We start from the raw sequence: 15,939 nt of genomic DNA on the forward strand, positions 1-15,939 counted from the left end.
ATGCGCTTGCTGCGCATTGTCAAATCCTCTACACTGCGCTTCCCAACCCGCAGTGTAGAAAAAGGCATCATGCGCAGCGCCAACCCGTTCTCCCCGCTTTTACCTCCGCTTTTATCCCCGCTTTTTTTCCTGCTCTTGCCCGCCGCGGCCTGCGCCGACGATGCGCCGCTGCAAAAGGTTGAAATTACCGCCGCCAGCGGCGTGCAGCAGCGGCGCGACGACACGGCTGCAAAGATCATCGTCAGCCGCGACGACCTGGCCCAATATGGCGACAGCAGCCTGGCTGCGACGTTGAAACGCCAGCCCGGCGTCTCCATCGTCGGCGGCGAGGTGCGCATGCGGGGCCTGGGGGCCGGCTACACGCAGATGCTGATCAACGGCGACCCCGCGCCACCGGGTTTTTCCATCGAATCGATCGCACCCGAGATGATCGAGCGCATCGAGATTCTGCGCAGCGCGACGGCCGAATACAGCATGCAAGCCGTCGCCGGCAGCATCAACGTGGTCTTGCGCAAGGGCGCCAGCGGCGCCGAGCGCGAAGGGAAGCTGGGCGCGGGCCGGCAGGATGGCCGCCGGCAACCTGCCGCGTCGCTGCGCGTGGCGGACAAGCTGCCCGGTTTCGCCTACTCGCTGACGGGCGCGCTCGAGCGCACTGCCGACGACGTGGCGGGAAGGATGACTGAAACAAGCGCAGATGCCACCGGCACGCTGCTGGCGCAGCGCACAACGCGCACGCGCAATGCTTCGTCCGTCAACAAGGCCAGCCTGACGCCGCGCCTGCACTGGACCCTGGACAAGGGCGACACCATCACCTGGCAAAGCCTGCTGGACTGGTACCGCACGGGGTTTGACGGCGTGGCGCGCGAAACGACCTTGCTGGGGGCGGCCTCCAGCTATCCGCGCAATGGCGCCACCTCGCAAGCCAGCGTGTTCTCAGCGCGCAGCGATGTGAGCTGGGCGCACGCGCTGGCGGCGGGCAAGCTGACGGCCAGGCTGGGCGTCAACCACAACCGGCGCGACACGGATTATGTTTTCCATGGCGAGACGGCCGCCGGCGCACCCCTGCTGCTGCGCGGCGTGGCTTCCGACGCCATCGACGACAGCGTCAACAGCAGCGGCAAGTACCTGGGCCGGCTCGGTGGCGGCCACGCCTTGAGCCTGGGCTGGGATGGCAGCCTGATACGTCGCAGCGAGTCGCGCCGCCAGCGCGACACGTATCTTGCCGGCGGCGCGCCGTATGCGCTCGATGAAGACTACACGGCCGACGTGCGGCGCCTGGCCCTGTATGCGCAGGATGAATGGGAGGTGACGCCGCGCCTGCAAATGTATGCGGGCGTGCGCTGGGAAGGCTTGCAGACGGCGACCGAGGGCCGCACCTTGAGCGAAGTGCGCACGCGGGCCAGCGTCTGGAGTCCCGTGGCGCAGCTGCTGTGGAAGTTGCCGCAGCAGGAGCGCGACCAGCTGCGGCTGGCGCTGGCGCGCACCTACAAGGCGCCCACCACGCGCAACCTGGTGCCGCGCCGCTACACCGTCAACAATGGCAACAGTGCCAATAATCCCGATTTCCAGGGCAATCCCGACCTGCGCCCGGAACTGGCGTGGGGGCTGGACGCGGCGTATGAAAGCTATTTTGGCAAGAGCGGCGTGGCCAGCCTGTCGGCATTCACGCGGCGCATCAGCGACGTTACCGTGCAGCGCCTGTTCCTGCACGACGGCGTCTGGACGGCCAGCCCGTTCAACAATGGCGCGGCCACGGTGCGCGGCATCGAGCTGGATGTGAAATTTCCCGTGCGGACCTGGTGGGCGCAGGCGCCCGACGTCGACGTGCGCGCCAATGCGGGGCGCAACTGGTCCAAGGTCGCCGCCGTGCCGGGTCCCGGCAACCGACTGGCCAGCCAGGTGCCGGTCACGCTCAACCTGGGACTCGATTACCGGCGCTCGCCGGGGATGAGCATGGGCGGCAATCTGAACGTGCAGACGGGCGGCCTGGCGCGGCTCGATGCGCACGCCGGCAGCCATGCGGGCGTGCGGCGCACCCTCGACGCGTATGCGCTGTGGCAGCCGGACGCGAAAACGCGCGTGCGCCTGTCGGCCGCCAACCTGCTGCACCAGCAACAGGTGCAGGGGCAATCCTGGGGGGATGATGCAGGCCGCAGCGACAGCGTGACGACCCTCGATGGCAGCGTTGCGCTGCGCCTGATGCTCGAGCGCAGCCTGTAGGCATCAGTGTTTGGTGGGCTTTTCCTGCTGCACCAGAATGAACGGGCTGACGACGACGGCCCACAGCGCGGCATCGGCCGCCTGCCAGTCCAGCGCCTGCTGGTCCGACACCTTGGCGACCTTGCCATCGACCATCCATTGCGTGATGGTGGCCTTGTCGTCGTGCGAGATACGCACGGCCACTTCGACCAGGTCCAGCTCATTGGCGACCCAGACAACGTTGCCTTGGGCGAAGTGCTTTTCCAGCTCGCTCCAGGCCAGGCGGGCCGTTTCGCTGTTCACTTTGAGGCGCAGTTCGGTGTCTTTTTCAGGATTGGTTTGCATGCGAAATATCAGGTTGCGGTGAGTCGGGTGCCGGTGCGCGCGGTTTATTTGCCTGGCAAGGCTTCCACCTGCGGCGTCGGCGTACCCCGCCATGTTAACCGATAGGCGGCGCCTTTGCGAACATTGCCGACCAGGGCAGGGCGGAAGCAGGCCAGGTTGGTGCCGCTGGCGTGACGCACGCTGGGGAAGATCACGCCCATGGAGCCGGCTTCGAGCAGGATGGCGGCCAGGTCTTGCGAGGCGATGTAGCTGGCCGGGTCCAGGCAAGCCTGGTAGCGCTGCTGGCCGCGCAAGTCGTGGAAACTGGCGGAAAAATCGGCCAGCAGCGACTGGTAATTGACGCTGTCGTCGAAATAGTCGATTTCCTGGTATTCCACGGTTTTATGGAAAATGATCTCGGCCAGCGCCGTTTTCATGTCGAAGGCGCAATACCAGGCGCCTCGTTCGCCATCGTTGAAGCGCGCCCCTTCCGGGCGGGCATACGTGTAGGCGGCGTTGATGATGCGAAAGTGCGGCACGCCAAAAACCAGCTCGTCCACGCCAATTCCTGGCGCGCCGCCGTACTCGGCCACCAGGCGCGCGTTGGTCGCGTTGTCGAGCTCGAACAGCTCGCGCAGGTGATCGTCGTTCTCGGCCAGGGGCGCCAGCACGGAGTCTTCCATGTCGGCGAAGCGCGAGGGGATCAGGCGGCAAGTGTCGATCTGGCGCAAGGCGGCCAGCGGCGGCAGGTGCTCATTCGGGGCGGCAGGCACGATCACAGCCCTCCGCGGCGCGCGTCGAGCAGCTTGCGCACCGTCTGCATGGCCAGCAAGCCGCCGGCCAGCATCTGCGACAGGGGCGTGCGGCCGCCGAAGATGGGATTCTTGTTGGGCAAACTTACCCATTCGTCGGCCAGCTTGTCGCCGTACAGGATGTGCAAGGCCTTGTAGATGCCCAGCAAATAGGAAATGCGCGTGATGCGGTCCACTTCCAGCACGCGGTCCGGGTGCTTCTTCCACTCGTACCAGGCGCTGCTGGACAGGCCGCCCAGCAATTCGCGCGCATCGTCGTCGCGCAGTTTCCAGGCGGCGGCCAGCTTGAAAAACCCTTTCAAGGCCGCTTGCGACAATCGCTCGCGCTCGGCTTTGGCATTCAGGTCGACGAGCACGGCCGGCTCGAAGCGGCTCTTGGGGTAGGCGTAGGCGAGATTCATGGCATATCCTTCATTAAAACTCTGTATATGGACTATTTATACTCCTTTTCTGGATTCGTTGCAACGGCCGCGCGCATGCAAAACGGGGCGCGCCAGGACGGGAGTCCCGGTGCGCCCCGTTGGCGGGCCGCGTTCGCTTATCTGGCCGTGACGGTGACGGGCACGTTGAGTTGCGCCGTCAAGCCGTTACTGTCCAGCGCCACGACCTTCAGCGCATAGCTGCCGGCCACCGGTTGCGGCCAGGTGGCCGTGATGGTCATGCCGCTCATGGAAAACTGCATGCCCAGCGGCGCGCCGAGGATGGAGATCCACAGGGCGTTCGCGCCGGGAGCCGTCAGCACGATGCTGCCGCTCATGGCCTTGCCGGCCACGCCCGTCATGGCGGCGGCGCTGATCGTGGGGCCGGCGGCGGCGATTTTCACCGTGGCCACGGCCTGGCCCGTCAAGCCCGTCTTGCTATCTTTGGCGATGACGGTCACGCTGTAGCTGCCCAGCACGGGGCTGGCCCAGCTGACGACGCCGGCGGCGCTGACGGCCATGCCGGACGGCGCGCCTGACAGGCTGTACGTGACGGGGTTGGGCGCCACCGTCGTGGCGGTGAATGACAGCGCGACGCCCGGCTTGCCGCTCACGCTGGCCACCGTGACGACGGGGGGCAGCGGGGCGGCGATGGCCACCGTATAGATACCTTTGCCGCTCAGGCCAGTCTTGCTGTCCGTGGCTGTCACGGTGACGGCATAGGTGCCGGCCACGGGCGCGCCCCAGCTCACCAGTCCGGCGCTGCTGATGGTCATGCCGGCCGGCGCGCCGGCGAGCGTGTAGCTGACGGGATTGGGGGCGGAGACGCTGACATTGAACGCCAGGGCCGTGCCAACCTTGCCCGTGATGGCGCCGGCGCCGACGACGGGCGGCGCGACGGGGGTAATGACGATGGCGTACACGCCCTGGCCACTGAGGCCGCTGACGGTATCCTTGGCCACCATGGTCACGGCATACGTGCCCGCGACGGGGGCGGCCCAGCTGACCACGCCCGTGGCGGCGATGCTCATGCCGGCCGGCGCGCCCAGCATGCTGTAGCTGAGGGGATTGGCAGCGGTGGCCGAGACGGTGAACGACAGCGGCTTGCCGGCCGCGCCGCTGATGCTGGCCGGCGCCACCACGGGCGCGGTCGGTGCAATCTGCGTGCCCGACAGGCCGGCCAGCAGGCTTTTCACGTTCGGCGTGCCCAGGCCGCCCAGCGGGTCATAGCCGACCCTGGCCGTGCACACGCTGCACGTGCCGTTGCTGCCGCGCGTGATGTCGGCAAAGCTGCTGGCAAAGGTGCCGGGCACGCTGGCGATCTGGCCGTACAAGATGTTGTGCGGCAAGCCGAGCGCCGCCTTCGCCTGCAGCGCGCGGCTGGCGTTGGCGATGGCGACCAGGCCGGCCCATTGCGGCGTGGACAGGCTGGTGCCGCCAATGCTGAGCCAGCTGGCGGTGCTGCTGCCGGGTGTCATCACGGCCGTGTACTGGCCCGTGGCGGGGTCGGCATTGAAGGCCACGTCGGCCACGTTGCGGCGCAGCAAGTTGGTCAGGCCGGGCACGCTGGCCGTCTGGTAGGCGGGCAGTGCCGTATAGGCGCTGATGCCGCCGCCCGTGCCGGACCAGGCCGTTTCGCTGCGCAGGCCGCTGCCGCTGTAGCTGAGCGTGGTGCCGCCCACGGCCAGCACGTTGGACGACACGGACGGCCAGGACACGCCGCTGCCCGAATCGCCCGTGGCGGCCAGGTAGCTCATGTTCTTGCCCGTGAAGGCGCTGTCGACGGATGCTGTCCAGTTGCCTTCGGCGGCGCCAAAGCTCATCGACACGACGCCAGGCCCCATCTGGTTGGCCAGGCGCACGGCGCCCAGCAGGCTGTTGATGGAAGCGTCGGGCGCCTCGATCAGCACGATGCGCGCCAACGGCGCAGTGGCATGCGCCCACTGCACGTCGAGCGCGATTTCCATGGCCCAGCCCGAGTTATAGGCGGGCGCCGTGGCCGTCATGGTGCTCGTTGGCGTGTTGTAGACAACAGAAAATTCACAGCCGCTGGCCGGGGCGGGCGGCAGGGGCAGGGTGGCATTCGTGGCGATAGCCTTGGTGGTGCAGCCGGGCAAGCCGAATTTCTGGTTGAAGATGGCCAGTTCGGCCGCCGCGTTCGGGTTGTGCATGGCGTCGACGATGTAGATCGTCTGTCCCGTGCCCAGCTGTGCCGCCTGGGCTGGCGTCAGCGCCGTGCCGGCCGCCGGCAGGGCGGGCAAGTCGTAGGCGGCGCGGATTTGCGCGGGAGAATAGGTCGCCACCACGCTGCTGCCGGCCATGGGCGCGGCGATGTCGCCCGCGCCGCCGTCCAGCAAGGGGGCGATATCCTGTGCCGCCTGTTCCGAGGCGGCGATTTTTTGCGCCGTCAGGCGGCGCGTGGTCATTTCCCGCATGGCGCCGGGCACGTTTTGCAAGTGCGGCCGCCAGTGGGCCGAGCCGCTGCTGTTGGCGCTGTCGCGCCCGTCGGGCGCATCGAGCAGGGCCGGGGCCGCATGGAACATCGGTTGCACCACCAGCGCGCCGACGGCGGCGGGGACGACGGGCACCTCGACGGCGAACTGTGTCGCGGCCGTGGCGATGGCGGCGGGCGGCGTCGATGTCTCCTGGCCGGGGCCGCAAGCGGCCAGCAGGAGGACGGTTGTGGCGCCCAGCAGCAGGCGCCCGTGACGGTGATGCGGGGGAATGATTTTTTTCATGGCGAAACTCTCCGAGTTGGGCGAGGGCCACATCTCGACAATGCTTCCAGGCTGGCGCCGCGCGCTGGCGGTCCCGGCCCTGCATTGGCAGCCCCGCTGCCGTGGCGCTTGCGCGCGGTAGGCCGGTGGCTTTGCGTCCCCGCCTTTCGACGGGTTTGCCCTCAAAACTGATCATGCATCATTGGGAATTTCATGATGCGTCATCGATTTTAGTGAATTTGCCAAATAAGTGTTAACTATTTTCAATCAATATTTTTATTTATGCAATAAAATGTGGCAAATTTGCCTATTGATGGATGGAATCTTGTCAGGCTGATTAAGTCTTAAAAGCAAGGTTATCAAGGGTATACCGAGGCGTGACAGTGTTTTTTCACGGCAACGGCGCTTGCACTTTTTGTTTTCTAATGAATCTAACGAATTTGCTGAATATGCGATCTTGCCGGTCTCAATCCTCGAACACCATGCCCGGATACGGCGCTGCGCGGCAGGCCGCCAGCATGGGCTTCCAGCCGGTGGCCGTCCGGGTCGAGAAAATACAGGGAATCGCCGGCGCTGCGGTTTTGCTGCCATTCGGGCACGCCGGCGGCGCGCAGGCGGGCGGCAAAGGCGGCGAAGTCTTCCGTGGAAATGGAAAACGCGTAGTGCGTGTAAGCCGGGCTGGCCAGCGCGGCTGTGCCCTGTCCATCCAGCGACAGGCACAGCCACAAATCCCCGGCCGACAGATACGCGCCCCTGTCCCAGCGCGCATGCAGGCGCAGACCCAAGGTGTCGCGGTAAAAGGCCACGCTGCGCGCCAGGTCGCGCACGGACAGGGTGAGGTGGTTCAGGCCGGTCAACATGGGGCTGGATAGCTTTCAGGTGGGGAAGGCCTGTGTCGGCTATCGCCATGATTTGATATCACTTTGTTCCACAGAAGTTTGAGATACAGCAACAAGGCCACAAACCTCACGGCACCTGGCCAAACCGTAGCGAGCGGCAGTGATTTGTGGTCGAGAAGCGCAACCGTACTTCCAGTACGGTGAGCATCGCCGGCCGCAAAGCGCGACGCGCAGTAGGTTTGGGCAGGTGCCATCAGACAGGCTCGGCGTGTTCCACCATGAGTTGTACTTTGGTCGTGCCATTGTATTCATTCGCATCGAGCCGGAAGGCGACCCGCGTGCGCTCGCCCAGGGCGTCCGTGTGGCCGAACCAGATGGCGTCGAAGCGCACGCCGTTCTTTTCCAGCAACAGTTTCAAATGGCGCTCTTTTAATATGCGCTGGCTGACGACGCGGAATTCGTCGCAAAAGACGGGCGGGGCGAAGCCCTGGCCCCACACTTGCTCATCCATCAGCTCGATGAAGGCCGTCGTGTAATACGCGTCTTCCAGCGGGCCGTCCGTTTCCACCACCCGTTCCAGCTGTTGCTGGCTGAGCCAGGCCTGGCCCACGGCTTCGAATGCCTGGGAAAAGGCGTCGAAGGCGTCGGCACGGATGGTCAAGCCGGCCGCCATGGCGTGGCCGCCGAACTTGTCGATCAGGCTGGGCGCCCGTTTCGACACGAGGTCGAGCGCGTCGCGCAAGTGAAAACCGGGGATCGAGCGGCCGGAACCCTTGATCCAGCCGTCGGCGCCCGGCGCGAACGTGATGGTCGGACGATAAAACTTTTCCTTCAGGCGCGAGGCGACGATGCCGATCACGCCCTGGTGCCAGGATTCATCGAAGACGCTGATGGTGCTGCTGTTGGCCGGTTCGAAAGCATCGAGGTGCAGTAAGGCCGTATCCTGCATTTCCGCCTCGATTTCGCGGCGCTTCAGGTTGATGTCGTTGAGTTGCTGGGCCAGCGCCCAGGCGCGGCCTTCGTCGTCCGTGACCAGGCATTCGATGCCCAGGGACATGTCTTGCAGGCGGCCGGCCGCATTCAGGCGCGGTCCCAGGGCAAAACCGAGGTCGAACGGCGTGGCGCTGCGCGCTTCGCGGCCCGCCACGCGGAACAGGGCGGCCACGCCCGCATGCATATTGCCCTTGCGCATGCGCTTGAGACCTTGCGCGACGAGGATGCGGTTGTTGGTATCGAGGCGCACCACGTCGGCCACCGTGCCCAGCGCCACCAGGTCGAGCAGGTTGTCGAGCTTGGGTTGCGTTTGCGCATCAAAGATGCCGCGCCGGCGCAGCTCGGCGCGCAGGGCCAGCAAGACGTAGAACACGACGCCCACGCCTGCCAGGTGTTTACTAGGGAAACCGCAGGCGGGCTGGTTCGGGTTGACGATGACGGCTGCGTCGGGCAGCGTGTCGGCCGGCAAATGGTGGTCGGTGACAACCACCTGGATGCCGCGCCGGTTGGCCTCGGCCACGCCGTCGATGCTGGCGATGCCGTTGTCGACGGTGATGATGATGTCGGGCGACTTTTCGCGCGCGGTGAGCTCGACGATTTCCGGCGTCAGGCCGTAACCGTATTCAAAACGGTTGGGCACGATGAAGTCGACGTCGGCGCCCATGGCGCGCAAGCCGCGGATGGCGACGGCGCAGGCGGTGGCGCCGTCGCAATCGTAGTCGGCCACGATGACCATACGTTTCTTGGCGGCAATGGCGTCGGCCAGGAAGACGCCGGCCGCGCCGATGTGCAGCAAGCCGGACGGCGGTATCAAGTCTTTCGGCTCGATCGAGAGCTCTTTCGCGTCGGACAGGCCGCGCGACGCGTACAAGCGGGCCAGCACGGGGTGGATGCCGCCCTGGCGCAGCAATTCGGATTCGCGGTAAGGGCAGGGACGGGTGGCGATGCGGGTACGGGTCATGATGCTTTCAACTTGTTCAGGGTAATCGCGCGCCAGAATTTGCGCTGCGCATGCTTGCTGGTGGTGCAGTCCAGCCAGGCGTCGCGGTGGCTCAGCACCAGGCGCAACTGGCCCAGGCGGCCATCCTTGAGGGCCGCCAGCAGGGGCGCGAACCAGTCCGCTTCCAGCGCTTGCAACTGTTGCAGCCACATGCCCCATTCCTGCGCCTGCGCCGCTTCGGTCAATCCGCCCAGCACGACGATGGCGTCGGCCTGGTCCGCCAGCACACTGCTTGGACTGGCATCGCGCCGCGCCGGTTCCGCCAGCGCGGCCAGCCAGCCGGGCGCGTCCTTCGTATGCAGGCTGGCCGCGCAGCGCGCAGATGCAGCCAGGCTGCCGCCCCAGATCCAGAAGGAATTGATGGCTTTCAAGCCCCGTTCTTCGCGCGCCGCGTTGACGGGATGTTCATGCCACAGCATCTGCACTTCGTTCTGCAGGCGGCGCGCGGCGCGCGCATGCTCGCCTTCCGGCATCCACACGGACAGGTCTTGCGTGGTGGCGGCGTCCGGCGTGGCGCACTGCAAGTCGCTCCAGCCATCGGCACGCATGAACCAGGTGCCCGCGTCGCCATACGCCAGGGGCTGGCCGATTTCGTCGAAATACGGACGCGCCGTCTCGAACAGCGTGCGGCCATCGGTCTCGCTCAGCTTGAGCTGGCGCAAGTCTTCCAGGCTGATATGGCTGCGGGCGATGGCCAGGTGGGCCGGATGCAGCAGGAAATAGCGCGCGCCCGGTTCCGGCGCCAGGCCGTAGCCGCGCATGGCCTGGGCCGCAAAGGCCGCCTGCGCCGCCTCGCCGTTGGGCGCGGACGACAGGGTCAAGGCATGCGCCAGCCACGCTTCGTGCGGCAGCAGGCGGTTGGCATTGTCAAAAGTTTCCAAATTGCAATCGGAGGTGCGCGACAGCAGGGCCGCCAGGGCGGGTGCCTGCAAGACCTTGAGCAGGTCGGCAGCCAGTTCGGCATTGGGCAAGGCGAAGGGCAGGACGAGGGTAAGTTGATTCATCCCGAGATTGTAGGCGATTGTGGCGGTGGGGGAGTAGTTCCCGCGCTTTTTCCCTTGACGGCGGGTGCGGGAAAAGTCGCGCCACGGTGATGTGTTTCACGCATGAGTGTCATTTGTGTGGCACACTGCGCGCTCGCATATTACGTTGTCGCGGGAGCGCATGAGCATCATCAAACAATTTCCTTTTGAGTGGCAGGTTGGCGTGCGCTATACGCGTGCCGGGAAGCGCAGCGGCCGCAACAGCTTCATTTCCTTCATCTCCCTCATTTCCGTGGCCGGCATCGGCCTGGGCGTGGCCGCCCTGATCGTCGTCCTCTCCGTCATGAACGGCTTCCAGAAGGAAGTCACCGACCGGCTGATGTCGGTGCTGGCCCACGTCGAGGTGTTCGATACCAGCGGCTCGATGCCGAATTGGCAGGCGCAGGAGCGCGCCGCCTACGCCAACCCGCAAGTAAAAGCCGTGTCGCCGTTCGTGGAAACCCAGGGCATGCTGCTCAATGACGAAACCATGCGCCCGTCCGTCGTGCGCGGCGTGCTGCCGCAGCAGGAAGCCACCGTCTCCAGCGTGGCTTCCCAGATGAAGCAGGGCAGTTTCAAGGACCTCACGCCCGGCTCGTACAACATCGTGCTGGGCATCGACCTGGCCAAGGCGCTGGGCGTGCAGGTGGGGCAGAACGTCACCCTGATGCTGGAACGCGAGCCGAAGGCGGGCGACCCGGCCACAGGCATCGTCATGCCGCGCATGCGCGCGCTGAAAGTCGCCGGCATCTTCGAGGCCGGCCACAATGAACTCGATGGCAGCCTGGCGTTTGTCAACATGCAGGATGCGGAGCAGCTGCTGCAGCTCGACGGCCCGTCCGGCCTGCGTTTGCGCCTGCACGACATGAACCAGGCGCCGCAGGTGGCGCGCGAATTGAAGGCGTCGATGCCGGGCCAGCTGTGGATGCGCGACTGGTCGCGCGCCAGTGCCAGCTGGTATGCGCTGGTGCAAAGCCAGAAGAACATGATGTTCATCATCCTCAGCATGATCATCGCCGTGGCCGCGTTCAACCTCGTCTCGACCCTGGTCATGTCGGTCACCGACAAGCAGGCGGACATCGCCATTTTGCGCACCCTGGGCGCCTCGCCGTTCTCGATCATGAAGATCTTCATGATCCAGGGCGCGCTGGTCGGCTTGCTGGGGAGTGCGCTGGGCGTGATCGGCGGCGTCGTGCTGGCGCTGAACGTGGGCGTCATCGTGCCCTTCATCGAAGGCATCTTCGGCCTGCACTTCATCTCGAAGGAAATCTACCAGATCAGCGCCGTGCCGTCGGACGTGCACTGGCTGGACGTGGCGCAGATCGGCCTGATCGCCTTCGGCCTGGCGCTGGTGGCGACCATCTACCCGAGCTGGCGCGCCGCGCGCGTCAAGCCGGCCGAGGCGCTGCGCTACGAATAATTGGCTTGTGTACCGGGGTCGGACCCGTCGGGTCTGACCCCAGCCTTTTGCTGCGGTATGAGTCATTGGCTGATCAACAAACTGCTGGGGTCAGACCCATCGGGTCTGACCCCAGAGAATTAATGAATTAATGAGCATGTTAAAAAATATTCCCTTCGAATGGCTGGTTGGCCTGCGCTACACGCGGGCCGGCAAGCGCAGTGGCCGTAACAGTTTTATCTCCTTCATCTCGCTCATTTCCATGGCCGGCATCGGCCTGGGCGTGGCGGCGCTGATCGTCGTGCTGTCCGTGATGAACGGCTTCCAGAAGGAAGTGACGGACCGCATGCTGTCCGTGCTGGCCCACGTGGAAGTGTTCGACAACAGCGGCAGCATGCCCGACTGGCGCGCCGAAGCGGCGCAGGCGTTCAAGAATCCTGCCGTGAAAGGCGCCGCGCCGTTTGTGGAAACGCAAGGCATGCTGCTGCGCGACGACGCATTGCGCCCCGCCATCGTGCGCGGCGTGCTGCCCGAGGAAGAGCCGAACGTCTCCGACGTGGCCGGCCAGACGCGCATGGGCAGCTTCAAGGCCCTGCAGCCGGGCACCTTCAATATCGTGCTGGGCATCGAGCTGGCGCGCGCCCTGCGCGTCAACCTGGGCGAAAAAGTCACGCTGATGCTGGCGCAGGGCCAGGTCACGCCGGCTGGCGTGCTGCCGCGCATGCGCAGCTTCACCGTCAGCGGCATCTTCCAGGCGGGTCACAATGAATTCGACGCGGGTTTGGCCTTCATCAATATCGAAGACGGCCAGCGCTTGCTGCGCCTGGACGGCCCATCGGGCCTGCGTTTGCGCCTGGCCGACATGAACCAGGCGCCGCAAGTGGCGGCGGAGCTGAAAAAATCCATGCCGGGCGACCTGTGGCTGCGCGACTGGTCCAAGCTGAACGCCAACTGGTTCGCCGCCGTGCAGACGGAAAAGCGTATGATGTTCATCATCCTGACCTTGATCATCGCGGTGGCCGCCTTCAACCTGGTATCGACCCTGGTGATGACGGTGACGGACAAGCAGGCCGATATCGCGATTTTGCGCACCCTGGGCGCCTCGCCTCGTTCCATCATGAAGATTTTCATGATCCAGGGCGCGCTGGTGGGCATCCTGGGCACCATCCTGGGCGTGGGCGGCGGCGTGCTGGTGGCCATGAACATCGACGTCATCGTGCCCTTCATCGAGCATCTGCTGGGCGTGCAGTTCCTCTCCAAGGACATTTACTTCATCAGCACCGTGCCGTCCGACCTGCGCTGGCCCGACGTCACCAAGATCGGCGTGCTGGCCGTGATCCTCGCCTTCCTGGCGACCCTGTACCCAAGCTGGTGGGCTGCCCGCGTGAAACCTGCGGAAGCCCTGCGCTATGAATAAACCACTGACTATGACCATGACCGATCTGAACAAACCTGCCTCCAACGGCGCTTCCGCCGATTCCGCCGTCCTCAGTTGCCGCGGCCTGGGCAAGACTTTCACGCAGGGCAGCTACAAGGTGCAGGTCCTGGCCGGCATCGACATCGACGTCCACCGCGGCGAGCGCGTCGCCATCGTCGGTGCTTCCGGCTCGGGCAAGTCGACCTTGCTGCACCTGCTGGGCGGGCTCGATACGCCCACCAGCGGCAAGGTGACCCTGCTGGGCAAGGATTTCGCCACCCTCAGCGAAAAGGCGCGCGGCGACTTGCGCAACGCCTCGCTGGGTTTCGTCTACCAGTTCCACCACTTGCTGCCCGAGTTTTCCGCGCTGGACAACGTCGCCATGCCGCTGATGATACGGCGCATGAAGCGCGCGCCCGCCACCGAGCTGGCGCAGCAGATCCTCACGCGCGTGAACCTGGCCAAGCGCGTTACGCACACGCCGGGCGAATTGTCGGGCGGCGAGCGCCAGCGCGTGGCCCTGGCCCGCGCCCTCGTCACGCAGCCGGCCTGCGTGCTGGCCGATGAACCGACGGGCAACCTCGATCACGCCACGGCCGAACAGATTTTCGACCTGATGCTGGAATTGTCGCGCACCCTGGGCACGGCCTTCGTCATCGTCACGCACGATATCGAGCTGGCCAAACGCTGCGACCGCGTGCTGCGCCTGACGGACGAAGGGCTGCAGCCGTACCAATACTAGGAATTCGCCATGTGGATCGACACGCACTGCCACCTCGACGCGCATGAATTCGGCAGCGAATCGCTGCAGGTGGCTGCGCGCGCGCAGCAGCAGGGCGTGGGTATGATCGTCATTCCCGCCGTCGAACGGGCCAATTTCAGCATCGTGCGCGATCTGGCGGCAACGGCGCCCAACGCCTGCTATGCCCTTGGTATACACCCGATCTACGTGCCGCACGCCACGGACGACGATTTGATCGCCCTGCGCGAGGCCGTGCAAGCCGCCATGGCCGACCCGAATTTCGTCGCCATCGGCGAAATCGGCCTCGATTTCTTCATTCCCATGCTGTGCGAACCGGCCATGCGCGCCAAACAGGAGCATTTCCTGCGCGAGCAGCTGAAGATTGCCCGCGATTTCGATTTGCCAGTCTTGACGCACGTGCGCCGCTCGCAGGACATCGTCCTCAAGCATGCGCGCCAGATCCGCCCGAACGGCGGCATCGCCCATGCGTTCAATGGCAGCTTCCAGCAGGCGCAGGGTTATATCGACCTCGGTTTCAAGCTGGGGTTTGGCGGCGCCATGACGTTTACGCGCGCGTTGCAGATACGCCGCATGGCCGCCGACCTGCCTTTGGAAGCTATCGTGCTGGAGACGGACGCGCCCGACATTTCCCCCAGCTGGAGCCACCCTGGCCGCAACAGCCCCGAAGAATTGCCGCGCATCGGCGCGGTGCTGGCCGAACTGCGAGGCCTTGATATTGCGCAAGTGGCGCTTGCCACCAGCGCCAACGCGCGCGCCGTGATGCCCCGATTACCCCTGATGGAGTGAGACCATGAACAAGAAAATGCTTGCGGGCGCCCTGGCAGCCTGTATGTCCACCGTGTTGGCGCCCGCCCAGGCGGCGACCGGCGCCCAGTGCGACGGCATGCCGCGCCTCGACGTCACCACGCCGGCCGGCTTTTGCGTGGCCGTGCTGGCCGACGGCCTGAAATTCCCGCGCGGCGTGCTGCCGCTGACGAATGGCGACATCGTCGTCACGGACATGGCGGGATGGGCGCCGAAGCAGGGTAAATTGTGGCTGTTGCAGCCCAAGGCGGCCGGTGGCGGCTACGAGCGCAAGCTGCTGCTCGACAAGCTCGATCGCCCGAACGGCATCGTGCAGGGGCCGGACGGCATGGTCTACGTGGGCGAGGTGGGGCGCATCTTCCGCTTCGACTTGCGCGATCCGGCCCGCGCCATCACCGACGTGATCGGCGGCACGGCCAAGACGCCGCGCCTGCCGGGCCTCGGTTTGCACCTGCTGACGAACATGCGTTTCAGCCCCAAGGGCGACCTGTATGTGAACGTGGGGTCGAGCACCGACCATTGCGAGAACGACGGCAAGGCGCCCGATCCGGCCAAGGCTTGTCCATCGGCGGAAGGCCTTGACGCGCTGGGCGCCATCCGCGAATACACGATGGCGTGGCCGGCCGGCACGGTGACGAGCTGGCGCACGCATGCGCGCGGCTTGCGCAATTCGATGGCGCTGGCCTTCCATCCGGCCACGGGCGAGCTGTGGCAGGCGGAAAACTCGCGCGATGCCATCCAGGCCGCCATGCCGCAGCTGAAAAGCGACGAAAACCTGCCGCATGAAGAACTCAATTTGATCAAGGCCGACCGGCACTATGGCTGGCCGTACTGCTACGACGACAACGTGGCCAGTCCCGAGTATCCGAAGACGGCTTGCGACGCCCAGTATGCGGCGCCGCAGCGCCTGCTGCCCGGCCACGCCGCGCCGCTGGGCATGACCTTTTACACGGCCAGCCGCTACCCGGCGTTGTACAAGAATAGCCTGATCATCGGCTACCACGGCTACCGCAGCAATGGCCACCGCCTGGTGGCCCTGTTGCCCGACAAGGCCGGCGCGCCACTGGGCAAGTCCGTCGAGTTGATCGGCAACTGGGAGCGCAAGGGCAAGCAGGGCAGGGGCGCTCCCGTCGACGTGAAGCAGGGGCAGGATGGCGATATCTATATGGCCGATGACCATAATGGGCTGGTGTTGAAACTGCATTACGAGGCGGGCAAACCGTAATGCATA

Annotated in this window: 13 protein-coding genes and 1 riboswitch; of the genes, 6 read left to right on the forward strand and 7 right to left on the reverse strand. The window is 65.4% G+C overall.

Annotation, left to right across the window (positions count from 1 at the left end; all coding sequences use genetic code 11):
* The first annotated feature begins 69 nt into the window (after positions 1 to 69).
* Positions 70 to 2,220, forward strand: coding sequence for a TonB-dependent receptor (locus OX460_RS02920; protein ID WP_289897581.1), 2,151 nt, complete (start codon positions 70 to 72; stop codon positions 2,218 to 2,220).
* Positions 2,221 to 2,223: 3 nt separating this feature from the next.
* Here the strand turns inward: OX460_RS02920 and OX460_RS02925 are convergent, their stop codons facing one another.
* The 7 genes from OX460_RS02925 to OX460_RS02955 form a co-directional block, all read right to left on the reverse strand.
* Positions 2,224 to 2,544 (reverse strand): DUF2288 domain-containing protein, encoded by a 321-nt coding sequence (locus OX460_RS02925; protein ID WP_251348370.1) that lies wholly within the window; start codon positions 2,542 to 2,544, stop codon positions 2,224 to 2,226.
* 44 nt (positions 2,545 to 2,588) lie between these two features.
* Positions 2,589 to 3,296, reverse strand: coding sequence for an RES family NAD+ phosphorylase (locus OX460_RS02930; RefSeq protein WP_289897582.1), 708 nt, complete (start codon positions 3,294 to 3,296; stop codon positions 2,589 to 2,591).
* 2 nt (positions 3,297 to 3,298) lie between these two features.
* Positions 3,299 to 3,736 (reverse strand): MbcA/ParS/Xre antitoxin family protein, encoded by a 438-nt coding sequence (locus tag OX460_RS02935; protein ID WP_071076812.1) that lies wholly within the window; start codon positions 3,734 to 3,736, stop codon positions 3,299 to 3,301.
* Positions 3,737 to 3,873: 137 nt separating this feature from the next.
* A complete protein-coding gene (locus OX460_RS02940; protein WP_289897583.1) occupies positions 3,874 to 6,492 on the reverse strand; it encodes a putative Ig domain-containing protein in 2,619 nt (872 codons plus the stop codon).
* An 83-nt stretch (positions 6,493 to 6,575) separates the two neighbouring features.
* Positions 6,576 to 6,662: riboswitch (cyclic di-GMP riboswitch) on the reverse strand.
* A 240-nt stretch (positions 6,663 to 6,902) separates the two neighbouring features.
* Complete coding sequence (locus OX460_RS02945; protein ID WP_354669813.1) at positions 6,903 to 7,331, reverse strand: VOC family protein; 429 nt, start codon at positions 7,329 to 7,331, stop codon at positions 6,903 to 6,905.
* A gap of 232 nt (positions 7,332 to 7,563) precedes the next feature.
* Positions 7,564 to 9,264 carry a single-stranded-DNA-specific exonuclease RecJ gene (gene recJ, locus OX460_RS02950; RefSeq protein ID WP_289897584.1) on the reverse strand — a complete coding sequence of 567 codons (1,701 nt, stop codon included), beginning with the start codon at positions 9,262 to 9,264 and terminating at the stop codon, positions 7,564 to 7,566.
* The gene (locus OX460_RS02955; protein WP_289897585.1) at positions 9,261 to 10,307 is read right to left on the reverse strand and encodes a hypothetical protein; all 1,047 of its coding nucleotides are present in this window, start codon (positions 10,305 to 10,307) and stop codon (positions 9,261 to 9,263) included. Before OX460_RS02955 ends, recJ begins: the two co-directional genes overlap by 4 nt.
* A gap of 160 nt (positions 10,308 to 10,467) precedes the next feature.
* On the opposite strand from OX460_RS02955, the gene OX460_RS02960 reads away from it, so the two are divergent.
* The 5 genes from OX460_RS02960 (at position 10,468) to OX460_RS02980 (ending at position 15,933) form a co-directional block, all read left to right on the forward strand.
* Positions 10,468 to 11,745: a lipoprotein-releasing ABC transporter permease subunit gene (locus OX460_RS02960; protein ID WP_251348375.1), complete on the forward strand. Its 1,278-nt coding sequence runs from the start codon at positions 10,468 to 10,470 to the stop codon at positions 11,743 to 11,745.
* 130 nt (positions 11,746 to 11,875) lie between these two features.
* The gene (locus OX460_RS02965) at positions 11,876 to 13,141 is read left to right on the forward strand and encodes a lipoprotein-releasing ABC transporter permease subunit (RefSeq protein WP_289897586.1); all 1,266 of its coding nucleotides are present in this window, start codon (positions 11,876 to 11,878) and stop codon (positions 13,139 to 13,141) included.
* A 16-nt stretch (positions 13,142 to 13,157) separates the two neighbouring features.
* The gene (gene lolD, locus OX460_RS02970) at positions 13,158 to 13,883 is read left to right on the forward strand and encodes a lipoprotein-releasing ABC transporter ATP-binding protein LolD (protein WP_035819561.1); all 726 of its coding nucleotides are present in this window, start codon (positions 13,158 to 13,160) and stop codon (positions 13,881 to 13,883) included.
* A gap of 9 nt (positions 13,884 to 13,892) precedes the next feature.
* A complete protein-coding gene (locus OX460_RS02975) occupies positions 13,893 to 14,690 on the forward strand; it encodes a TatD family hydrolase (RefSeq protein ID WP_289897587.1) in 798 nt (265 codons plus the stop codon).
* Between the two features lie 4 nt (positions 14,691 to 14,694).
* Positions 14,695 to 15,933 carry a PQQ-dependent sugar dehydrogenase gene (locus OX460_RS02980; protein ID WP_289897588.1) on the forward strand — a complete coding sequence of 413 codons (1,239 nt, stop codon included), beginning with the start codon at positions 14,695 to 14,697 and terminating at the stop codon, positions 15,931 to 15,933.
* Positions 15,934 to 15,939: the final 6 nt, after the last annotated feature.

Source organism: Janthinobacterium sp. SUN033, assembly GCF_030397595.1.
Lineage (GTDB): Bacteria > Pseudomonadota > Gammaproteobacteria > Burkholderiales > Burkholderiaceae_D > Janthinobacterium > Janthinobacterium kumbetense.

Bases quoted from the DNA above. Each gene is read 5' to 3' on its own strand.
- OX460_RS02960 (WP_251348375.1), top strand. From the start codon at position 10,468: ATGAGCATCATCAAACAATTTCCTTTTGAGTGGCAGGTTGGCGTGCGC.
- OX460_RS02940 (WP_289897583.1), bottom strand. From the start codon at position 6,492: ATGAAAAAAATCATTCCCCCGCATCACCGTCACGGGCGCCTGCTGCTG.
- OX460_RS02980 (WP_289897588.1), top strand. From the start codon at position 14,695: ATGAACAAGAAAATGCTTGCGGGCGCCCTGGCAGCCTGTATGTCCACC.
- OX460_RS02955 (WP_289897585.1), bottom strand. From the start codon at position 10,307: ATGAATCAACTTACCCTCGTCCTGCCCTTCGCCTTGCCCAATGCCGAA.
- OX460_RS02975 (WP_289897587.1), top strand. From the start codon at position 13,893: ATGTGGATCGACACGCACTGCCACCTCGACGCGCATGAATTCGGCAGC.
- lolD (WP_035819561.1), top strand. From the start codon at position 13,158: ATGACCGATCTGAACAAACCTGCCTCCAACGGCGCTTCCGCCGATTCC.
- OX460_RS02945 (WP_354669813.1), bottom strand. From the start codon at position 7,331: ATGTTGACCGGCCTGAACCACCTCACCCTGTCCGTGCGCGACCTGGCG.
- recJ (WP_289897584.1), bottom strand. From the start codon at position 9,264: ATGACCCGTACCCGCATCGCCACCCGTCCCTGCCCTTACCGCGAATCC.
- OX460_RS02935 (WP_071076812.1), bottom strand. From the start codon at position 3,736: ATGAATCTCGCCTACGCCTACCCCAAGAGCCGCTTCGAGCCGGCCGTG.
- OX460_RS02925 (WP_251348370.1), bottom strand. From the start codon at position 2,544: ATGCAAACCAATCCTGAAAAAGACACCGAACTGCGCCTCAAAGTGAAC.
- OX460_RS02965 (WP_289897586.1), top strand. From the start codon at position 11,876: ATGAGCATGTTAAAAAATATTCCCTTCGAATGGCTGGTTGGCCTGCGC.
- OX460_RS02920 (WP_289897581.1), top strand. From the start codon at position 70: ATGCGCAGCGCCAACCCGTTCTCCCCGCTTTTACCTCCGCTTTTATCC.